Source organism: Enterococcus sp. AZ191 (genome assembly GCF_051713845.1).
Classification (GTDB): Bacteria; Bacillota; Bacilli; order Lactobacillales; family Enterococcaceae; genus Enterococcus_B; species Enterococcus_B durans.
In genome coordinates this window covers 2,276,074-2,294,305 of sequence record NZ_JBIOQS010000001.1, presented here as the reverse complement: position 1 = coordinate 2,294,305, position 18,232 = coordinate 2,276,074, and the positions used below count along the sequence as shown (strand labels likewise).

The window sequence follows — 18,232 nt, the reverse complement described above, 5'->3', positions numbered from 1 at the left end:
TCGAGAAAGAGGCTGGGACAGAAGTGTTTAACTCCGAGAAATAAGAAGAAATTAACGAAAATTGCTGTTCAAATTTTTGTGAATTTCGGGCTTATTTAAGAATGAGTTACTTCTGCTCCCACCGTTTATTCGTTTTTAAGGAATGAGACAAAAGTGTTTCTTACTTTTGTCTCACGCGCTCACTTTTGTAAATGAAAACAAAAAAGGAATGTCTGTCATGAAAAAGAAAAGGAACAAAAAAATATCGCCCGTACAATTGATTGCGGCAGGATTTTTTGTCTTGATACTCATTGGAGGAGGCTTGCTCTCCTTGCCAATGTTTAGTCAAAACGGGCAACAAACCAATTTTTTGGATGCGTTGTTTACGGCTACTTCGGCAATCTGCGTCACAGGATTGACTACACTAAATACAGCAGAGCATTGGAACAGTGCTGGCCAGTTTTTGATCATGATGCTGATTGAAATAGGTGGATTGGGTTTCATGATGATCCCTATTCTCTTTTTCGCATTAGCGAAGAAAAAAATCAGCTTCAGTATGCGGATCCTTTTAAAGGAAGCATTGAACCTTGAAGAGATTTCTGGTGTCATGAGTCTTATGCTTTATATCCTGAAATTTGCAGTAGTTATCCAGTTATTGGGTGCCTTAGCATTGAGTTTCGCATTTGTGCCTAAATTTGGCTGGGGCAAAGGTATCTGGTTTAGTATTTTTCATGCAGTATCCAGTTTTTGTAATGCAGGGTTTGATTTACTGGGAGATAGTTTGCATGACTATCAGACAAATGCTTATTTGATCATGGTGATCTCCGTATTAATCATTGCAGGTGGGTTAGGGTTCATTGTTTGGCGAGATTTGTTAAGCTATCACAAAGTAAAAAGAATCACGCTACATTCCAAAATTGCGTTGACAGTGACAGCCAGCCTATTGATCGGTGGATTTATTCTGTTATTCTTTACGGAAAGAAATGGACTGAAACTAGTAGATGGAACATTTTGGGAAAAGTTAGCGAACACCTTTTTCATGAGTGTGACACCAAGAACTGCAGGGTATTATTCCATTGATTACTTGAGGATGAGCCATGCAGGATTGATCGTAACAATGTTTTTGATGTATATCGGAGGAACTTCTGGGTCAACAGCTGGCGGCTTGAAAACAACGACGTTAGGGATATTGTTCATTCAGATGCGGGCGATGTTCAAAGGGAAAACTCGTGCGGAAGCATTTGGTCGAACAATTCGCCAAGCGGCTGTTCTACGAGCTTTGACACTCTTCTTTGTTACTCTGACGTTATGTGTAGTGGCTATCATGATCTTGTCTGTCACAGAAACCATTCCAAGTACTTCGGGAATCGAGTACATTTCTTTTGAAGTATTTTCAGCTTTCGGTACGGTAGGGCTGACAATGGGTCTGACACCAGACTTATCAGTTGTTGGCAAACTGGTCATCATTTCATTGATGTATATCGGACGTGTTGGGGTCATGACTGTCATTTTTTCTTTATTAGTCAAAGCAAACAAAGCAGAACCAAACTACAAGCTCCCTGAAGAAAGTGTCATGATTGGCTAGAGGTTGGAAAAGAAGGGTTTCACTTCAAAAAAATAAAAGGATCACAGAAATTGCGTTTCAACTTTTTGTGAATATAGGATTGATTACCGAAGAGGCTGCTTCTTTTTCATCGTTTCATATTTAAAGAGGTTGAGACAAAAGCCGTTTAGGTTTGAGAAATTGGATAAAAAACGAACAATACATTTTTTGTATTGCTCGTTTTTTTTTTTTTTTTTTTTTTTTTTTTGAAATTTCCGAAAAAACTGACTTTTGGACGCCATTTATTCGAGAGTCTGTAACAAACCTGATTTTTAGATTTGTCTCGACCTTTTTTTAGTATCTAGGTAGTGATCTAGCCACGGATGATTTCGATTTTGTAGCCGTCTGGATCTACGATGAAGTAATAAGAAGGGGCTGTTCCAGGAAGACCTTTTAAGTCAGTCACATTGAATCCTTCTGCTTGATGTTTTTCATGAAGTGCTTCTAAGTCATCTGAGGCAATCGCAATGTGTCCATAGCCATTTCCTAAATCGTATGCTTCATGGTCATAATTATAAGTAAGCTCCAATTCGTAGTCGTCTCCAGGTAAAGTTAAATAAACAAGTGTAAATTTACTTTCTGGAAAGTCGCGACGACGGCTTTCTTCAAAACCAAATGCCTTTTGATAAAATTCTAGGGAAGCGTCAAGATCTTTTACTCGTACACAAGTATGAGCCATTTTCATAAGTAAAATCCATCCTTTCTTTTTTTTCAATCATATCAAAAAAAAGAATAAAAAATAATAGATTTGCGCTTGTTTATGAGAAAACTCTCATGTAGAATAAAAGAAAATAAGTTTAAGGTGGACAAACAAACATGGATAAACCAGTATTTGGTGAGAAAGAACAATCAGCAGAGTATTTGAATCGATATGCTGCCTATATAATTGTCGAAAAAAATAACGAAATTGCACTGATTGAAGCACCAAATGGAGCCTTTTTTTTACCTGGTGGAGAGATTGAAGGGCATGAAACAAAGAAAGAAGCACTTCGTCGTGAGTTGATCGAAGAGATGGGGATCGCGGCGGAGATCGAAATCTATCTAGGTGAAGCAGATGAATATTTTTATTCCAATTATCGTAAAACACACTACTATAATCCCGGTTATTTTTATGTTGCAAGCAAGTGGCAACAAGTGGCGGAACCAACTGAAAAAACGAATCAGATCTGGTGGGTAAGTCCCGTTGATGCTATCCAAAAATTGAAACGTGGGAGTCATAAATGGGCTGTTGAGCAATGGCTAACAAAAAAGAAATAAACAAAAAACACAAACCTTTTTAAGTGAGGCTGGGACAAAAGTAAGAAACACTTCTGTCCCAGCCTCTTCTTTACTCAGGTCTGTGTTTCTTTTTACGTGCAATAGCAAGGATAGTTTTTAGTTAAAACTATAATACATATTTTTTGATTGCTTCTGCTACACCATGCTCATCGTTTGTGGTCGTGATGACATTTGCTGCTTCTTTCACTAGTGGGATAGCATTTCCCATAGCGACACCTAATCCAGCATATTCGATCATTGAGAGGTCGTTTTCGTTATCACCGATTGCCATGATCTCGTCTTGTGCGATACCCAAATGTTGGGCAAGATTTGCTACAGCTGCTCCTTTGCTTGCTTCTTTATTCAACACTTCAAAGTAATAAGGAGCACTTTTCACTGTCGTATATTTTTCACGGAAAGCTTGCGGCAAACGAGCGATAGCAGCATCTAAGACTTCTGGTTCATCGATCATCATCATCTTCACTAGATTCATATCCGGTGTCATTTCTTCGGGTGTACGGTATTTCAATGGCATCTTGACTAAGCTTGCTTCATGGATCGTGTATGCACTGATGTCACGGTTGGGTGTGTAGATTGCTTTGTCATCGATCGAGTGTAGATGGCTGCCGACGCGACGTGCCATTACTTCGATCTCTAGGAAATCTTCATGGGTCAATCCATGACGGGCAATGATCTTACCAGATTTTGTTTGTTGAACTAATGCACCATTATAAGTGATGACATAATCATTTTCTTGGAATAAATCCAATTCATCCAATTGCTCTTTGACACCAGGTAATGGACGACCTGTACATAATACGATGGCCACTCCTTGGGCTACAGCTTTTGCAATTGCTTCTTTGACTTCTGACGTGATTTCTCTTTTTTCATTTAATAGGGTACCATCGATGTCGATGGCGACTAACTTGATAGACATAATTTCCTCCAGTATTTAATTTATTTCCTCGATCAATGAACCATTACGTATATGACGGGCGAATTCTTGATATGTTTCATCAAATAGATCGTAGTGGTTTCGTAAAGATGGATCGACCATTTCTTTAGGGAAAAAGAAACGCTCATCTCCTTGCTCTTGTCCAGCAAGAGCAGCAACCAGCTGGCTCACCTCTGATAATTCTACCAAAGTTCTGTCATTTCTCAAAATCTCGATTTGCGTGCGGTGGCGATTTTCCTCAGGACGATAAAAGTCGTAAGGCAGATCATAACTTGAATTTACTGCAGTATAGTAAATAGGGTTATAACCGACTCTTTCAACAAGTGTAGTCAATTCTTTGATCAAGTGTGACGAGCGATCACCAGAAAAGGCAGCTGATTTCAATGGTTTTCGATTTAAAAAGCGCTTGGCTAGATCATTTAAAATGGGATCATCTGATTCTGTCCATTGAGTGAAGTAAGTTCCTAAGACACCGTCATCTAATTTTAAATAGTCATTCAATGTAAATTTTTCATCAAGAAAAGGCAATAAAAGCTGTGAGTGCAACTCAAAACTGCTAGGATCTTCACGATAAAGTTCATGGGCACGGTGCAAGAGATGTTCCAAAATGACTTCCATTCCACGGGAAACTGGATGGAAGTAAACTTGGACATACATCTGGTAACGACTAACGATATAATCTTCCACTGCATGCATCCCACTCATTGAAAAGGCGATACCACCCTCATACGGACGGATCACGCGCAAAATTCGAGTGAGATCGAATGTTCCATATTCTGTACCAGTGAAGTAAGCATCCCTTAACAAGTAGTCCATGCGATCTGCATCGATTTGGCTAGAAATCATTTGGACGACTTGAGGATTAGGATACGTTTTTTGGATTACGCTCGCGACTTTTTCTGGGAAACCAGCCTCTACTCGGTTAAGAATTTGGTAAACTTCTGTTTCAGGTGAAGTAATGATTTCGACAGTGATTGCTTCGTGATCCGTATGAAAGATATGTTCGAATGTATGTGAATAAGGTCCATGGCCGATATCGTGAAGTAGCGCTGCGCATAACGTGACTAAACGTTCTTGATCATCCCAGCCATCACGACCCATTTTTTCTTGAGGAAAGTTACGGGAAAAAATATCGCAGATCCGTCGCGATATTTCGTATACGCCTAAAGAATGTGTAAAGCGACTATGTTCAGCCCCGTGAAAGGTAAAGGAAGCTGTTCCTAGCTGCTTGATCCGACGAAGGCGCTGGACTTCTTTGGAATTTATCAAATCTAAAATCACTTGATGCTGTACATGGATGTAGTTATGAACAGGATCACGAAAAACTTTTTCCATCGGTAGCATCTGATATTTATAGGGTATAGTCATGGGCAAGCTCCTTTATCTTATTTCGTTCCTGCATACGATCGATCTGTGCTGTCCATTCATCTGTAAGGACATGGTCCTTTTTCCATTGATTGGAGTCAAGTTGCTGACCAGATAAGTATGAATGATCGAAAGCATGAATGAAGCGTTGTTTGACTTCCTCAACAGTAAAGGAAGCAGCAAGCAGTGTTTCTAAAGTCTCCATGCTTTCAGGAATGACTGCAGGATAGCCATTGGTTCCAAAGGCATCTTGTAAAGATGCTTGATAGAATTTTTTCATGGCTGATCCTCTTGCTTGCTGATCGCCATTGACACTTAAATACATCATAACAGAGATGCCATTTTTTATTCTCCGTTGAGCGATCCCAGCAAATTTTTTGCCACGGATACTTAGATCATAAGTACCAGGACAATAGGAATGGGTGACTTCAAAGGCCTGGATGTCAGCCTCAGGAAACGCTACTTTAGTCAGTGTCAGCATTTTTTTGTACGCATCATCAATCGAGATCTTGGCGTCTTCGTTTTGAGGGAAGATCAATGAGATATTCAAGATCCCACTATCTGAAATAATCCCCAATCCACCAGAATTTCTTACCACTGGGACGAATCCTAAGTCTCTTAATTCCTTTATTCCGTCTTTCAAATAAGGTGTCCGTGTGTCTTTCATTCCTAGAATCACCGTGTGATCGTATTGCCAAAAATGTAAAAAGACCGTATTGTTTTTTTGGGAATACTCGGTTAATATATCCGTCAGGGCAAAAGGGGTAAAATCATTTGTATGATAAGTTTTTTGATCCAAAATGGTTGTTGGATACATGCCATTCACTCCTTTTGTAATTGGTTGATTGAAAAAACAGAGTGTTGAAAGCCTGTTTCTTCATTATTATACTCTAAATGATAAAAGATGTTGTGAAAAAAATCTTCTTAGATTTTCATACAAGTTGGTTGACAAATATGGGGAAACTGGGAACAATGTAGCTATGAGAAGCAAAGGAGAATGAAAAAATGGAACGATCAAATGGTACACCTATTTCAATTAAATTACGCACGAAAGTTCAACAACACGGTGAACAACAAGATTTTTTCTTTGATTTAAAAGGACAAATGGTCAAAATCGGTGACACTCTATACATACGTTATCAAGAAGTCCAAGAGGGAACAGATAAGGAAGTGCCAGTGACGATCAAGTTGATGCCAGATGGTCATGTCCAATTGATTCGCGCAGGCGAGATGCGGATGCGCTTGAAATTCGGCTACCGTGAGCGCCTAGAAACGAATTATAAAACACCTTACGGAATGATCCAAGTTGAAACATTTACAAAAGAATTACATGTAAGTTTGAAGGATCGACCAACAGCGGGAAAAGTCCTCATTGATTATGATTTATTTATGGGGCCTGAAAAATTAGGCGAATATTATTTAACTTTAGACTTTACTGCTTAAATCGTAAAGAAACGTTTGATTTTTTGCGTTTGATTTTGTATGATAAGGAGTAGACTGTGAAAGGACGTGTCCTGATTGGAAATTAGTGTATTTGAAGGTGCAAACAAAAACGAATTATCGATGATCGAAGTAGCACACGCGATCTTAGAACAACGTGGCGATGTGATGGATTTTTCTGATTTAGCAAACCAAATCCAAAACTATCTTGGAAAATCAGATAGTGAAATTCGTGATTCACTCGCACAATTTTATACTGACTTAAATATTGATGGTAGCTTTATTTCATTAGGCGACAATCGCTGGGGCTTGCGTTCATGGTATGCAATCGATTCAATCGATGAAGAAGTCAACCATGGAATCGACGAAGAAGATGAAGATACACCTCGTCGACGCAAACGTAAAAAAGTAAATGCCTTTATCAATGACGATGAAGATGCAATCGATTATAATGATGACGATCCAGAAGATACTGATTTGTCTGACGAAGACGATGATGATCTTTTTGAAGATGATGATGACGATGATGAAGAAATCGCTGCTTATAACTCTGACCTACAAGAAATAGGTGCAGACGATACAAGTGATGATGAAGAAGAATTGCCAGGAAACATCGAAGAGGATCTAAGCATTATAGAAGATGACGATGAAGACTACGAAGACGAAGAATTTACTGAAGAGTAAATGTCTTTCAAAGAGGGCGGGACAGCAGAAATTACTTCTGCTCCCGCCTTTTGTTCGTATTTAGAAGAGGTCGAGACAAAAGTCGTTTAGGTTTGAGAAATTGGAGAAAAAAGAGGCTGGGACAGAAGTGTTTAACTCCGAGAAATAAGAAGAAATTAACGAAATTTGCTTTTCAAATTTTTGTGAATTTCGGCTTATTTAAGAAGGAGTTGCTTCTGCGCCCATCGTTTATCCGTTTTTAAAGAATGAGACAAAAGTGTTTCTTACTTTTGTACCACGTTCTTTTTTTTTTTCGAAAATTTCCGAAAGACCTGACTTTTGGACGCCGTTTATTCGAGAGTCTGTAGCAAAACTGATTTTTAGATTTGTCTCACCTCCTTTTTTCTATCTTTAAATTAGTATGTACATAAAAAATAAATCATTTTGAAACTTTTTGGTGATTCAAAACGTCATCATAGTAGGTGAGACGGAAAGGGGCTGAGTTCGATTTTTACTAGTTTATAGGAAAAAGAAACAGATTGAAAAATCTAAACGTTTATTAAATGAATTGATCCAAATGGAATATGAAAAGATGTATCGGATCACAATGACTTATGTTCATGATAAAGAAGAAGCATTAGATGTCATGCAAGATAGCTTTCACAAAGCATTAACTTATTTTGAGAAAGGAGAAGACATCGAACATTTTGCCGCATGGTTCTATCGAATACTTATCCGAACAGCTATCGATGCTTGGCGAAAACAAAAACGCTACCGCTTTGAACCTTTTGAAGAAGCACGCTCAATCGGGGTAGATCCTTCTGAAATTTCTACAAAAGAGTTCTACGAAGTATTAGAAGGTATTGACAGTCCGGAAAAAGAAATTTTGATTCTTCACTTTTTTGAAGGGTTTCGCTTGAAAGAAATCGCTGAGATATTAGAGCTGAACGAAAATACAGTCAAAACCAAGATGTATCGGTCATTGAATCTGCTAAGAAAAATTTTACAGTAAAGGAGAGTTAAGAATGTATTCTGCCCAAAAAGAACTGGATGTACTAAAGAAAGTATATGGAGAACAAGAAATACCTGAGAACATAAAGAATGAGATATTCACTCGTTATTCCTCGGAAGAGCATTTGCTCGTTAGGAAGTTAAGAAGAAAAAAACAAATAAAAGGATTTTTAGTCACTATTGCATTATTGGCAGTAACAACTAGCAGTCTGCTTTTTAGCGATCAGGCACGTAGTTTTGCTGAAGACCTCCCGATCATTAGTCCAGCTGTCAGATTGCTCTTAGGGAGCAGCTGTCTGATAAGGGTATCACTATCGATGTTCCGCAAGTAACGACAAGTGAAAGTGAAGAAAATGAAACCATCAGCGGATTGAACAAAAAATACTTTCGCGAAGGAAAAGTCGAATTTGAAAAAGCAAAAATGGAGTATCAGTATATTGAAAAGGGGCATTTTCAAGTTACGGGAGATTATCGGAAGGTCCTAGATGATACGCGCTTTTTAGTTGTTGAAAGAAACCTAATAAAAACGGCTGCAGATAGTTATACAGAAAAAAGATATGACACGATCGATAAACAAAACAGTGTAGTTTTATCTTTGTCATTGTTGTTCAAGAATGACCAGTATATTTCTACACTGACTAAAGAGGTCAAACGACAAATGAGCGAACAAGTAAACGAAACTCCAGAGAAATACTACTGGACAAATAAAGATTTTCAAGAAGGAGTAGAAGAAATCCCGTTAGTAACGAAGGATACGCCTTTTTACATCAATAAAAATCACGAGCTTGTTTTGGTTTACGACCAGTTTGCTATTGCTCCAGGCTACATGGGGAATCCAGAATTTGTGATTTCAAAAGCGATAACCAGCAAATTATTGGCAACAAGTGATTACTTAGACCGTTAGCTTTGTATCATCAAAACAGTTTTCATTTGTCTAAAATTCTCCTTTTGCGCTACTATAGTGGTAGACAAAGAAATGATGAAGGAGACGATCAAAATGCTTGATGACAAATTGAAATGTCCACAATGCCAAACGAAATTTTATTATAATGAAGTGACAAATGTTGTCCATCATCGAAAAAAAGAAATGCCAATCCGTTGTCCACAATGTGACTACACGGTCAAAAAGAAATTGTCCCATGGCTATTTCGTCACTTACAAAGAAGAAGAGTTTGAGAATAAAAATTTTGATTTAGGACAAGAACCGTTACCTGAACAATACAAAAATATCAAAACAGGCGCTATCATCAGTTCAGAAGATTACCAACGATTGATCGAAGAGAATGATCGCCTACTCAATGGTCCAATGAGTTCTGAGTTGATGGGCGGAGCAAACATGCTTTTAGAAAATGAAGAATTAAATAGTAGCGAAAGTTATGAAGATTATGTTCCTTATCATGAAGACTAAGCTACAGTAATTGAAGTAAACGAAAAGTGTCGGTTCGTGGGAGTGTTCTTGACCGAAATAATTATTTCCGAGTAGGATAGTTATTTCTGCAACTGCCAATGAACGACTCTTTTCGTTCATTCAATTGGATAAATTATTCTTAAAATTGAAATTTTAAGTGAAAGTATATACTTATTGGTATATACTTATTTTTGTTGATATCCTTTTAAAAGTAATTCTAAAGTTGAATTGTTTTGAAATGAAAGGGATACCATATTGTATTAGAAACAGAAATAGGGGGGAACGCTGTGAAAAACCAGCCGATATTTCAGGAGATTGCACGCAAAATTGAAGAACGCGTGGAAGATGGTGTTTATGTATCTAGTCAAAAACTACCCTCTGAATATGATCCAGCGGATGAATTTCAATGTAGTCGGCTTACTATACGAAAAGCGATTGACTTATTGATCAGTCAGAATATCTTAGTAAAAGAAAAAGGAAAAGGCACATATGTCATGAAGCAACCAAAGATCCAAAGCGGTTCTGGTGGTCTGCAAAGTTTTACTGAAACGGCTCGTATCCAAGGAAAACAAACAAAAACAGAAGTGCTGGGATATGAGATTGCCAAGAAACTGCCCCTTAAAGTAAAACAGGCATTTGGCGAATATGCTTCTGAGCCAATCGTTCACTTGATTCGACTACGGTCTTTTGAAGATGAACCAATGACAGTCGAAAATCTCTACGTACTGAAACGCTATATAGGGGAGGCAACAAAAAAAGAGTTAAGTGCTTCATTGTATCAAGTAATCGAAAAACATATCGAGATCGGTTATGCACATCAAGAGGTCGAAGCAGTAAAAGTCACTAAAGATGTATCAAAACTACTTAAAGTCCAGGTTGGGGAACCCATGCTGCTAGTTCACTCCATGACGTATTCACCAGCTGCCCGACCTATTTTATATGACCGCTCGTTTTATCGTGCGGATAAATATACATTCAAAAATACATTGATACGACAGAATAAGGGGTGACACAATGAAAAAAATAACCGCAAGTATTGATTCACATTGGCAAGAGTTTTTAGTTTTGCTTCAAAAGGTAATGCAAGTCCCAAGTGTGAAAGGCAAACCAGCACATCACGCACCGTATGGGACAGAACCAAGAAGAGTATTGGATCTTGTTTTGGCCGAGGCTGCAGCGAAGGGTTTCAAGACGAACGTAATCGACGATGCCATCGGTTATGTTCAATGGGGTGAAAACAGTGAAGAATATATCGGAGTCATTGGCCACCTTGATGTTGTGCCTGCAGGAACAGGTTGGGATTTTCCACCATTTGATTTAACTGAAAAAGCGGGACGTTTTTATGGTCGAGGTATCTTAGACAATAAAGGCCCAATCATTAGTTGTCTTTATGCGCTGTTTTTATTGAAAAAAAGTGGTTTCGTTCCCAAAAAGACGATCAGACTTATATTTGGTACAGATGAAGAAAGCGGGATGTCTGATATCCCACACTATTTAAAGTCAGAAAAACCGCCGATTTTTGGATTTACCCCTGACTGCAAATATCCTGTAGTCTATGGTGAACGTGGAGTCGTCAATGTAACGATCCAGCTCCCCCTTAATCCAGAAGTGCTTGGTCAGATCAGTCAATTCTCAGGAGATCAATACAGAGATCATGTTCCAGATCAATTAGGTGTAACAATCAATGGCACCCCTCATCAGGTGACAGGCAAACGTTCACCAAGCAATGCGCCAGAAATGGGTGAGAATGCGATTACTTTACTCGCCCGTACAGTAAAAGAGACTGAAATACCTGAACAACTACAAAGTTATTTTAGATGGATCGCTGAAAGCTTTCACGACAAACACTATGGCGAAGGAATCGATCTTGCCTTGGTAGATAAGGATTCTGGTAAACTCATCCTTACACCAGTGGTTTTACAAAAAAGCGAGACGGGTTTGGATCTGGAAGTCGCATTCCGTTACCCAGTTTCTGCTAGTGAAGACGAGATACTTCGTCGATTGGCGCAACAGTTGCCTAAAGGTGCTTCTTATGAGGTGACACGCAGTATTCCGGGATTCTGTCGTGAAAAAGATTCACTAGAGATCCAAAAACTATCGATGATCTATGGTGAAGTCACCGGCAATGACCCAACACCAGTAACAACCACAGGGGCAACGTATGCTAGAAAGATACCGAATACGTTAGCATTTGGTCCTTCATTTCCAGGGCAAAAAGGGATTGCGCATAATAAAAACGAATATATGGATGTAGCAGATCTACGTATGAATTTAGAGATCTATCTAAAAAGTATCCAGGCACTGTTAGAATAGTTTCTATAGTAGAAGATTTTTATAATGAAATAAAGAAGGCTTATCTTATAAATCGATTAGATTTTTGGATAAGCCTCTTTTTAGTATAGACATATTAGTATATACTAAATAAAAATAATTGTAAGCGTTACTATAGTCAGGAGGAGTAGGTATGTGGGGAATTATAGCAACTTGGCGCATGGCGCATGACGGCATTCTCGCAGCAAAAAAATTACTCGAAGAGCAAAGCACTTGTGGTGATGCTGTTGAAACGGCCATCAAGTGTGTGGAAGATTATCCATTTTATAAATCAGTCGGGTATGGCGGACTGCCAAATGAACGTGGGATCGTAGAGATGGATGCAGCATTCATGGATGGTGATACCTTCAAGATAGGGGCTGTCGCAGGGATCGTTGATATAGCCAATCCAATTGCAGTCGCACGTCGGTTAAGTGAGGAAAAATTCAATAGTTTCCGAGTCGGGCAAGGAGCAACCGAATATGCCATGTTGGCAGGTTTCGAACGTAAAAATATGCTGACAGAGCGAGCAAAAAAAATCTGGCAAAAACGATTAGACGAAATGGAAAAAACAAACCTAAGTCCATATGATGGCCATGACACAGTTGGCGTTGTTGCTTTAGATAAATCTCAAAGCATGGCTGCAGGAACCTCTAGTTCAGGACTATTCATGAAAAAACAAGGACGCGTAGGCGATTCTCCGTTGTCAGGTTCAGGTTTTTATGTCGATAGTAAAATCGGTGGTGCAGCTGCTACAGGTCTTGGGGAAGATTTGATGAAAGGCTGTTTGTCATATGAAATTGTCCGATTGATGGGCGAAGGACTTTCCCCACAAGCGGCGTGTGACCAAGCAGTATACCGTTTCAGCGACACGCTGAAAGAACGTTATGGAAAAGCGGGTGCTTCTTCACTGATCGCAATGAATAATGAAGGTGAGTGGGGTGTTGCGACAAATGTCGAATTTACATTCAGTCTTGCAACTGAGAAAGAGCAACCAGCTATTTACTTAGCAAATCCAGGACCAGAACAAAACACGATCATTGAGCCGATCACTAAAGAATGGTTGGAAGCATATGAAAAGAGAATCAAAGCACCAGTTTAACAAATCTATTTATACAGCTGGCTCTCAGCTATTATTTATAAATTAAGGAGGAAGAAGAATGGCTACAAAAAAAATCTATTTATTTTGCGAAGCAGGAATGTCTACAAGTATCATGGTCAACAAAATGATGGAGGTCGTGAAAAAACACAAAATGCCTCTGGAAATCAGCGCTTTTCCAGCAATTCATGCGGAAGAGAAAGTCGAACAAGAAAAACCAGTAGCAATCTTACTTGGACCGCAAGTTCGTCATTTGAGTGACAAGATGAAGCAAACATTTGAACCACAAGGAATACCAGTCAGCACGATTGCGGCGGAAGCATACGGCATGATGGACGGCGAACGTGCAATGAAAGATGTTCTAAAATTGATCAAAGATAGTAAAAAGTAAACAGCAATGTAACCGGTAACAGTCAAAATCAAACATAAGATCGGAGGAAAAAAGATGCAGAAATTTTTAAATTGGCTGGAAAGAGTCCTTACACCAATGGCGAAAACCATTGGCGAAAACAAATATCTAATCGCTATTCGGGATGGTTTTTTACTTTCTACCCCATTATTGATCGTAGGATCGTTATTCTTAGTATTGACCAATTTCCCGATTCCTAACTGGAATGAAATCATGAGCGGATTTTTAGGTGACGACTGGGCAACGATGCTGAATAAACCGGCAACAGCCAGTTTTGATATCATGACGATCCTAGCTGTTGGTGGGATCGGCTATAGTTTAGCGAAACAGTTCAAAGTCGATGCGATGCAGGCAGCAATCATTTCATTAGTTTCGTTTTTTATCGTGACACCTTTTTCAACGACCTTCACTCCAGAAGGCTCTACCGAAGTGTATGAAGTAGGAAGCCTTCCATTACGCTGGATGGGTTCAAGCGGTCTATTCTTGGGAATGGTCGTTGCATTGCTCTCAACGAGGATGTTCGTCGCGCTGATTCGCAAAGGCTGGACGATCAAAATGCCAGAAGGCGTCCCTCCAACTGTTGTGAAATCATTTGAGGCACTTATCCCTAGTTTTGTTATCCTTACATTTTTCATGGTAGCCAATTGGTTAGCAGATTTAACTTCATATGGAAACCTGCAAGAAATTTTATTCAAGTTTTTGCAAATGCCGTTGTTAAGTTTGGGAAATACGCTGGGAGCCATGATCATTGCGTACTTATTCTTACACTTTTTCTGGTTCTTTGGAATCAACGGATCAAGTGTAGTCGGAGCAGTATTCAATCCGGTTCTACGTGCGTTATCTATTGAAAATTTAGACGCTTATAAAAATGGTCTGGAAGTTCCTAACATCATTACTGGTCAATTCCAAGACATGTTCGCAACTTTTGGTGGTGGCGGATCAACATTATCATTGATCTTAGTGATGGTCATCATTTGTAAGAGTCAACGTATCAAAAAATTATCTCAATTATCCCTTGTACCAGGAATTTTTGGCATCAATGAACCGATCATTTTCGGTTTGCCGATCGTACTGAATCCAATCATTTTGATCCCATTTGTTCTTGTTCCAACGATCAATATCATCATTGCCTATTTCTGTATGGATTTAGGATTGGTTGCCTACACCAACGGTATCCAACTTCCTTGGACGACACCACCGATCATTTCTGGATTTTTAGTAAGTGGCTGGCAGGCTTCGATCCTACAAGGCGTTTTGATTTTACTTGGAATGGGAATCTACTATCCATTTATCAAGGTATTAGATAATCAGTACCTAAAAGAAGAACATGAAGCGGAAGAAAAAGAAACAGAAGAAATCAATTTTGATGATTTCGATTTTGATACATTGTAAAAAGGAGGTATTTCATGAAAAAGATACTCGTGATTTTGAACCATGTCACGGCTGGTATGGGAAGTGATGAGCAAGCGCAACTGCCTCCAGGAGGAAAAAAAGCAGCAATGGGTCCAGCAGAAACGCTTGTTCCACTATTCAAAGAAAAAGATGCTGAGATTATTGCAACTTTATACTGTGGTGATCAGTACTACGCAAGTCATCCTGAAGAGGTAAACCAAAAATTCATCGGTTTTGCCAAGAAATTCGGCGCTGATGCAGTATTATGCGGCCCAGCAATGCATTATCCCAATTTTGGTATGATGGCAGGTAGCTTAGCAAAAGCATTAGCTAACAATGGAATCCCCGCAGCGGCAGCAATGTCAGCAGAAAACCCAGCTGTTGAAGAATTTCGTGAAACAGTCCCAATTATCAAAATGCCGAAAAAGGGCGGAATCGGCTTAAATCAATCCTACAAAAATATGGCAGAATGCGTCACAGTCCTAGCACAAAGAGGAGAAATGACAGCCGAAGAACAAGAACTCTTATTTTAAAAAATGATTTCTTGTAACGTTTAGTAAAAAGGACCAAGTAAGAATAGTCACCTTAAAAATCAGATTTTTATGGAGTGGAGAAATCCACTCTATTTTTTTGTGAGGTATCTCCATTTTCAAAAGAACAAGAATAAGCAAAAAGAACGTTTGAATTTAAAAAAAAACTTAGAACATAACAGTTTTATGACGTTAGTTATTAAGTTATGATTTAATTGTAACAGACACTAATTAAAATTAAACAAAAAGGAGAAAATCATGAGGAAAATTTTTATTGCGTTATTGTTTATGGCTGTTGCTACAGGTCTTATTTCTACTGAAACACATGCTTCACAACAAATAGTTGAGAGTACGACTGAAAAAATTGAAACAAAAGAGTTGATTTCCGAAAGCATGACTTTTGAACAAATGATTGAGCAAATTGCAAGAGACTATGGTATCTCAGTCAATGATGCAAAAGAAAAAATTAGTTATTCCGATATAATGATAAAGAAAGCTATTCAAAGCAAAGCCACTTATAGATCTGTCTCAAATGTTCACTGTAAACTCTTTGTATAAACCAACGATGCGCTTTTATTGTGAAACGAGTGAAAGCGGTAGTTTTAGAGCAATAAGAAGAATAATTGAAGTCAATATGATACGTGGCTATAATGGCTTATCAAAACAATTCTCTGGCAATGTTTATGTGAATTTAGAAGATCCCAATCGTATTTTTTATATTGTGAACGGTGATTTCTTCAACTACGGAACAACAACTTGGAATGCTGGAGTAAGTATTGGTGTGGGCAAAGCCACCAATGTTAAATTCGGTGTGAGCAACGCGAGTAATCATTATCAATACAGATATGTAGAAAGTCGTGTAACCTTTTAGGTAAGGCGAAAAAGGTGTAAAAATGATCAAACCAATAGTGAAATTAGGTGTGAACGTACTAGCAGGCATCAGTTTATTTATTGCTCCAGTCATGATCTCTCAATCGATCTCTGCCAAGGGAGTCTTTGGTGAACAATACCTCATTGAATATGCTGGAACACTCTTGGTGCATAGTTTGGCGATTTTATTTTTAGCGTTTTCGCTTAATCGCTTTATTGACACAATCCACGTGATATCTTCTGCGAGTAAAAATTAAGTGGAAGCTTGCTGATAGAGGGAGAAATGTTTAACTTTCAGGGAAATAAAAGAGAGAAAATAAATAAAAAGCTGGTTCTCAATTGAGGACCAGCTTTTTGATTGAAAATTTTAGAAAGCAAAACGCTCTCAAATATGCTAAGATAACAATAGACGCGTCCTGAGGGAATCGAACCCCCGTCTCAAGAACCGGAATCTTACGTGATATCCACTACACTAAGGACGCAAGCACTGGGATAATTGTAACGAAACCCCAAAAAAAAAACAAGGGGAATGGACAAAAAAATGAAATTTCAACAAAACTTTTCACAAAAACAACAACAAACACAAAAATTAGCCATGACACAGCAACTGCAACAGTCCATTCAAGTATTGCAGTATAACAGTGAGGAACTGCTCGCGTTTGTTGAAAATCAAGCACTGGAAAATCCTTTATTAGAAGTCGTAGAGCCAGATTGGCAACCCGACTTTCAAAAAATAAAATCGTCGAACTATGAAGGCGAGGAAACAAACTACTTGAATCAAATTCCAGATACCAGCACTTCCTTATTTGAATCATTGATCGATCAGGTCCATTTGAATTATCGTGATACGTTTTTGCGTAAACTCGTACTTTATCTAGTTGAGTATATCGACTTGAATGGCTTTTTGACGATTGATTTGAAAGAAGCAGAAACCAACACGAATGCGTCATCGATTGAAATACTCGATGCCCTTACACTGATCCAGCAACTCGAACCGGCGGGAGTCGGCGCAAGAAGTTTACAAGAGTGTCTGATGCTTCAGACAGAAAGAGATGATTTCGCACCAGAATTAGCTTACATCATCTTAGAAGAGTGTTTTGAACCGTTAGTGGAACGGAAGTGGAAAGAAATTGCGCAACGCTTCTCGATTGAATTAAGCGAAGTACAGCAGATCTTTGATTATATTCAAACTCTTAGTCCGAGTCCCGGTAGGATTTTTGATCGAAGCAGCGAACTTTACATCATTCCAGATGTAAGAGTAATGGTGGATGAGAACAACCAGGTCCATGTTCGATCAAATCGGGGAAACCAACCAGATGTCCGTTTTCAAGCACATTACTTTAATCAGATGCAAAAAAAAGCGGACAAAGAAACACAAGTCTATTTGAAAGAACGAAAACAGGAATTTGATTGGTTGAAAAAAACGATCTTACAGCGAGGGGATACGATCTTGCGTGTGGCGCAAAGCATCGTGGCGCATCAGCAAGAATTCTTTACGAATAAGAACCGACCAATCAAGCCGTTGACGTTAAGAGAAGTTGCTCAAGAAATAGATGTGCATGAATCAACAGTCAGTCGAGCTGTCAATGGAAAATATTTAGAGACAGAATTCGGTGTATTCGAACTAAAAAAATTCTTTACGAATCGCATCCAAAAAAGTGGAAACATGTCAGAAGAAGACTTTTCTGCAGATACGGCCCAAAAAAGAATCCAAGAGTTAGTAGAGGAAGAAGATAAAGGGAAGCCGCTATCCGATCAAAAAATAGTAGAACTATTAAAAAAAGATGAAATATTGATTTCAAGAAGAACCGTTGCGAAGTATCGAGACCTGTTAGGAATCCCAAGTTCATCGAAAAGAAAACGTTATGATAATTAATGTGAATTTTGACTAGAAAAAATGAAAAATTTTTTCTAGTTGTTTTTTATTGAAAAAGTAGAATA

The 18,232-nt window shown here is 38.6% G+C and carries 20 protein-coding genes, 1 tRNA gene and 1 pseudogene; 17 read left to right on the top strand and 5 right to left on the bottom strand.

Features of this window, described 5'->3' with window-relative positions; all coding sequences use genetic code 11:
• Positions 1-217 precede the first annotated feature (217 nt).
• Positions 218-1,564, top strand: a complete 1,347-nt coding sequence (locus IGI47_RS11100) for a TrkH family potassium uptake protein (protein ID WP_311929506.1) — start codon at positions 218-220, stop codon at positions 1,562-1,564.
• A 331-nt stretch (positions 1,565-1,895) separates the two neighbouring features.
• Here IGI47_RS11100 and gloA read toward each other — a convergent pair whose 3' ends face one another.
• Positions 1,896-2,267 carry a lactoylglutathione lyase gene (gene gloA / locus IGI47_RS11095; protein WP_005878391.1) on the bottom strand — a complete coding sequence of 124 codons (372 nt, stop codon included), beginning with the start codon at positions 2,265-2,267 and terminating at the stop codon, positions 1,896-1,898.
• Between the two features lie 131 nt (positions 2,268-2,398).
• On the opposite strand from gloA, the gene IGI47_RS11090 reads away from it, so the two are divergent.
• Positions 2,399-2,839 (top strand): NUDIX hydrolase, encoded by a 441-nt coding sequence (locus tag IGI47_RS11090; protein ID WP_311929505.1) that lies wholly within the window; start codon positions 2,399-2,401, stop codon positions 2,837-2,839.
• A gap of 127 nt (positions 2,840-2,966) precedes the next feature.
• Here IGI47_RS11090 and yidA read toward each other — a convergent pair whose 3' ends face one another.
• The 3 genes from yidA to IGI47_RS11075 are packed head-to-tail and all read right to left on the bottom strand — an operon-like array spanning position 2,967 to position 5,976.
• Positions 2,967-3,776, bottom strand: coding sequence for a sugar-phosphatase (gene yidA / locus IGI47_RS11085; protein WP_115252034.1), 810 nt, complete (start codon positions 3,774-3,776; stop codon positions 2,967-2,969).
• 15 nt (positions 3,777-3,791) lie between these two features.
• Complete coding sequence (locus IGI47_RS11080; protein WP_005878396.1) at positions 3,792-5,162, bottom strand: HD domain-containing protein; 1,371 nt, start codon at positions 5,160-5,162, stop codon at positions 3,792-3,794.
• Positions 5,146-5,976: a lipoate--protein ligase family protein gene (locus tag IGI47_RS11075; protein WP_311929502.1), complete on the bottom strand. Its 831-nt coding sequence runs from the start codon at positions 5,974-5,976 to the stop codon at positions 5,146-5,148. The genes IGI47_RS11080 and IGI47_RS11075 overlap by 17 nt, the downstream gene beginning before the upstream one ends.
• 188 nt (positions 5,977-6,164) lie before the next feature.
• On the opposite strand from IGI47_RS11075, the gene IGI47_RS11070 reads away from it, so the two are divergent.
• The 14 genes and pseudogenes from IGI47_RS11070 (at position 6,165) to IGI47_RS11005 (ending at position 16,548) form a co-directional block, all read left to right on the top strand.
• Complete coding sequence (locus tag IGI47_RS11070; RefSeq protein WP_005878400.1) at positions 6,165-6,602, top strand: DUF1934 domain-containing protein; 438 nt, start codon at positions 6,165-6,167, stop codon at positions 6,600-6,602.
• A 75-nt stretch (positions 6,603-6,677) separates the two neighbouring features.
• Complete coding sequence (rpoE, locus tag IGI47_RS11065; RefSeq protein WP_016177384.1) at positions 6,678-7,283, top strand: DNA-directed RNA polymerase subunit delta; 606 nt, start codon at positions 6,678-6,680, stop codon at positions 7,281-7,283.
• Positions 7,284-7,839: 556 nt separating this feature from the next.
• Complete coding sequence (locus tag IGI47_RS11060; RefSeq protein WP_438784226.1) at positions 7,840-8,274, top strand: RNA polymerase sigma factor; 435 nt, start codon at positions 7,840-7,842, stop codon at positions 8,272-8,274.
• 13 nt (positions 8,275-8,287) lie between these two features.
• Positions 8,288-9,177, top strand: a pseudogene (locus IGI47_RS11055) (RsiV family protein).
• Positions 9,178-9,270: 93 nt separating this feature from the next.
• Complete coding sequence (locus IGI47_RS11050) at positions 9,271-9,681, top strand: hypothetical protein (protein WP_104661686.1); 411 nt, start codon at positions 9,271-9,273, stop codon at positions 9,679-9,681.
• 287 nt (positions 9,682-9,968) lie between these two features.
• A complete protein-coding gene (locus IGI47_RS11045; RefSeq protein ID WP_438784225.1) occupies positions 9,969-10,691 on the top strand; it encodes a GntR family transcriptional regulator, LSA1692 subfamily in 723 nt (240 codons plus the stop codon).
• Between the two features lie 4 nt (positions 10,692-10,695).
• A complete protein-coding gene (locus IGI47_RS11040; protein ID WP_311929498.1) occupies positions 10,696-11,994 on the top strand; it encodes a Sapep family Mn(2+)-dependent dipeptidase in 1,299 nt (432 codons plus the stop codon).
• A 151-nt stretch (positions 11,995-12,145) separates the two neighbouring features.
• Positions 12,146-13,093 (top strand): N(4)-(beta-N-acetylglucosaminyl)-L-asparaginase, encoded by a 948-nt coding sequence (locus IGI47_RS11035; RefSeq protein ID WP_438784223.1) that lies wholly within the window; start codon positions 12,146-12,148, stop codon positions 13,091-13,093.
• Between the two features lie 58 nt (positions 13,094-13,151).
• Complete coding sequence (locus IGI47_RS11030) at positions 13,152-13,481, top strand: PTS sugar transporter subunit IIB (RefSeq protein WP_438784222.1); 330 nt, start codon at positions 13,152-13,154, stop codon at positions 13,479-13,481.
• A 54-nt stretch (positions 13,482-13,535) separates the two neighbouring features.
• The gene (gene celB / locus IGI47_RS11025) at positions 13,536-14,891 is read left to right on the top strand and encodes a PTS cellobiose transporter subunit IIC (RefSeq protein ID WP_311929493.1); all 1,356 of its coding nucleotides are present in this window, start codon (positions 13,536-13,538) and stop codon (positions 14,889-14,891) included.
• 14 nt (positions 14,892-14,905) lie between these two features.
• A complete protein-coding gene (locus IGI47_RS11020) occupies positions 14,906-15,424 on the top strand; it encodes a GrdB-related putative oxidoreductase (RefSeq protein ID WP_311929491.1) in 519 nt (172 codons plus the stop codon).
• Between the two features lie 255 nt (positions 15,425-15,679).
• A complete protein-coding gene (locus tag IGI47_RS11015; protein WP_438784220.1) occupies positions 15,680-15,979 on the top strand; it encodes a hypothetical protein in 300 nt (99 codons plus the stop codon).
• A 76-nt stretch (positions 15,980-16,055) separates the two neighbouring features.
• Positions 16,056-16,292, top strand: a complete 237-nt coding sequence (locus tag IGI47_RS11010) for a hypothetical protein (protein ID WP_311929487.1) — start codon at positions 16,056-16,058, stop codon at positions 16,290-16,292.
• Positions 16,293-16,314: 22 nt separating this feature from the next.
• Positions 16,315-16,548, top strand: a complete 234-nt coding sequence (locus IGI47_RS11005; protein WP_438784219.1) for a hypothetical protein — start codon at positions 16,315-16,317, stop codon at positions 16,546-16,548.
• A gap of 153 nt (positions 16,549-16,701) precedes the next feature.
• Here IGI47_RS11005 and IGI47_RS11000 read toward each other — a convergent pair.
• A tRNA-Arg gene (locus IGI47_RS11000) sits at positions 16,702-16,773 on the bottom strand.
• 59 nt (positions 16,774-16,832) lie between these two features.
• Here IGI47_RS11000 and rpoN point away from each other — a divergent pair.
• Positions 16,833-18,167: an RNA polymerase factor sigma-54 gene (gene rpoN / locus IGI47_RS10995; protein WP_311929484.1), complete on the top strand. Its 1,335-nt coding sequence runs from the start codon at positions 16,833-16,835 to the stop codon at positions 18,165-18,167.
• Positions 18,168-18,232 lie beyond the last annotated feature (65 nt).

Bases quoted from the DNA above. Each gene is read 5' to 3' on its own strand.
- IGI47_RS11035 (WP_438784223.1), top strand. From the start codon at position 12,146: ATGTGGGGAATTATAGCAACTTGGCGCATGGCGCATGACGGCATTCTC.
- IGI47_RS11005 (WP_438784219.1), top strand. From the start codon at position 16,315: ATGATCAAACCAATAGTGAAATTAGGTGTGAACGTACTAGCAGGCATC.
- IGI47_RS11090 (WP_311929505.1), top strand. From the start codon at position 2,399: ATGGATAAACCAGTATTTGGTGAGAAAGAACAATCAGCAGAGTATTTG.
- IGI47_RS11080 (WP_005878396.1), bottom strand. From the start codon at position 5,162: ATGACTATACCCTATAAATATCAGATGCTACCGATGGAAAAAGTTTTT.
- IGI47_RS11040 (WP_311929498.1), top strand. From the start codon at position 10,696: ATGAAAAAAATAACCGCAAGTATTGATTCACATTGGCAAGAGTTTTTA.
- IGI47_RS11070 (WP_005878400.1), top strand. From the start codon at position 6,165: ATGGAACGATCAAATGGTACACCTATTTCAATTAAATTACGCACGAAA.
- IGI47_RS11075 (WP_311929502.1), bottom strand. From the start codon at position 5,976: ATGTATCCAACAACCATTTTGGATCAAAAAACTTATCATACAAATGAT.
- IGI47_RS11030 (WP_438784222.1), top strand. From the start codon at position 13,152: ATGGCTACAAAAAAAATCTATTTATTTTGCGAAGCAGGAATGTCTACA.
- yidA (WP_115252034.1), bottom strand. From the start codon at position 3,776: ATGTCTATCAAGTTAGTCGCCATCGACATCGATGGTACCCTATTAAAT.
- IGI47_RS11050 (WP_104661686.1), top strand. From the start codon at position 9,271: ATGCTTGATGACAAATTGAAATGTCCACAATGCCAAACGAAATTTTAT.
- IGI47_RS11060 (WP_438784226.1), top strand. From the start codon at position 7,840: ATGGAATATGAAAAGATGTATCGGATCACAATGACTTATGTTCATGAT.
- IGI47_RS11010 (WP_311929487.1), top strand. From the start codon at position 16,056: ATGATACGTGGCTATAATGGCTTATCAAAACAATTCTCTGGCAATGTT.
- IGI47_RS11015 (WP_438784220.1), top strand. From the start codon at position 15,680: ATGAGGAAAATTTTTATTGCGTTATTGTTTATGGCTGTTGCTACAGGT.
- IGI47_RS11100 (WP_311929506.1), top strand. From the start codon at position 218: ATGAAAAAGAAAAGGAACAAAAAAATATCGCCCGTACAATTGATTGCG.
- IGI47_RS11020 (WP_311929491.1), top strand. From the start codon at position 14,906: ATGAAAAAGATACTCGTGATTTTGAACCATGTCACGGCTGGTATGGGA.
- celB (WP_311929493.1), top strand. From the start codon at position 13,536: ATGCAGAAATTTTTAAATTGGCTGGAAAGAGTCCTTACACCAATGGCG.
- rpoN (WP_311929484.1), top strand. From the start codon at position 16,833: ATGAAATTTCAACAAAACTTTTCACAAAAACAACAACAAACACAAAAA.
- gloA (WP_005878391.1), bottom strand. From the start codon at position 2,267: ATGAAAATGGCTCATACTTGTGTACGAGTAAAAGATCTTGACGCTTCC.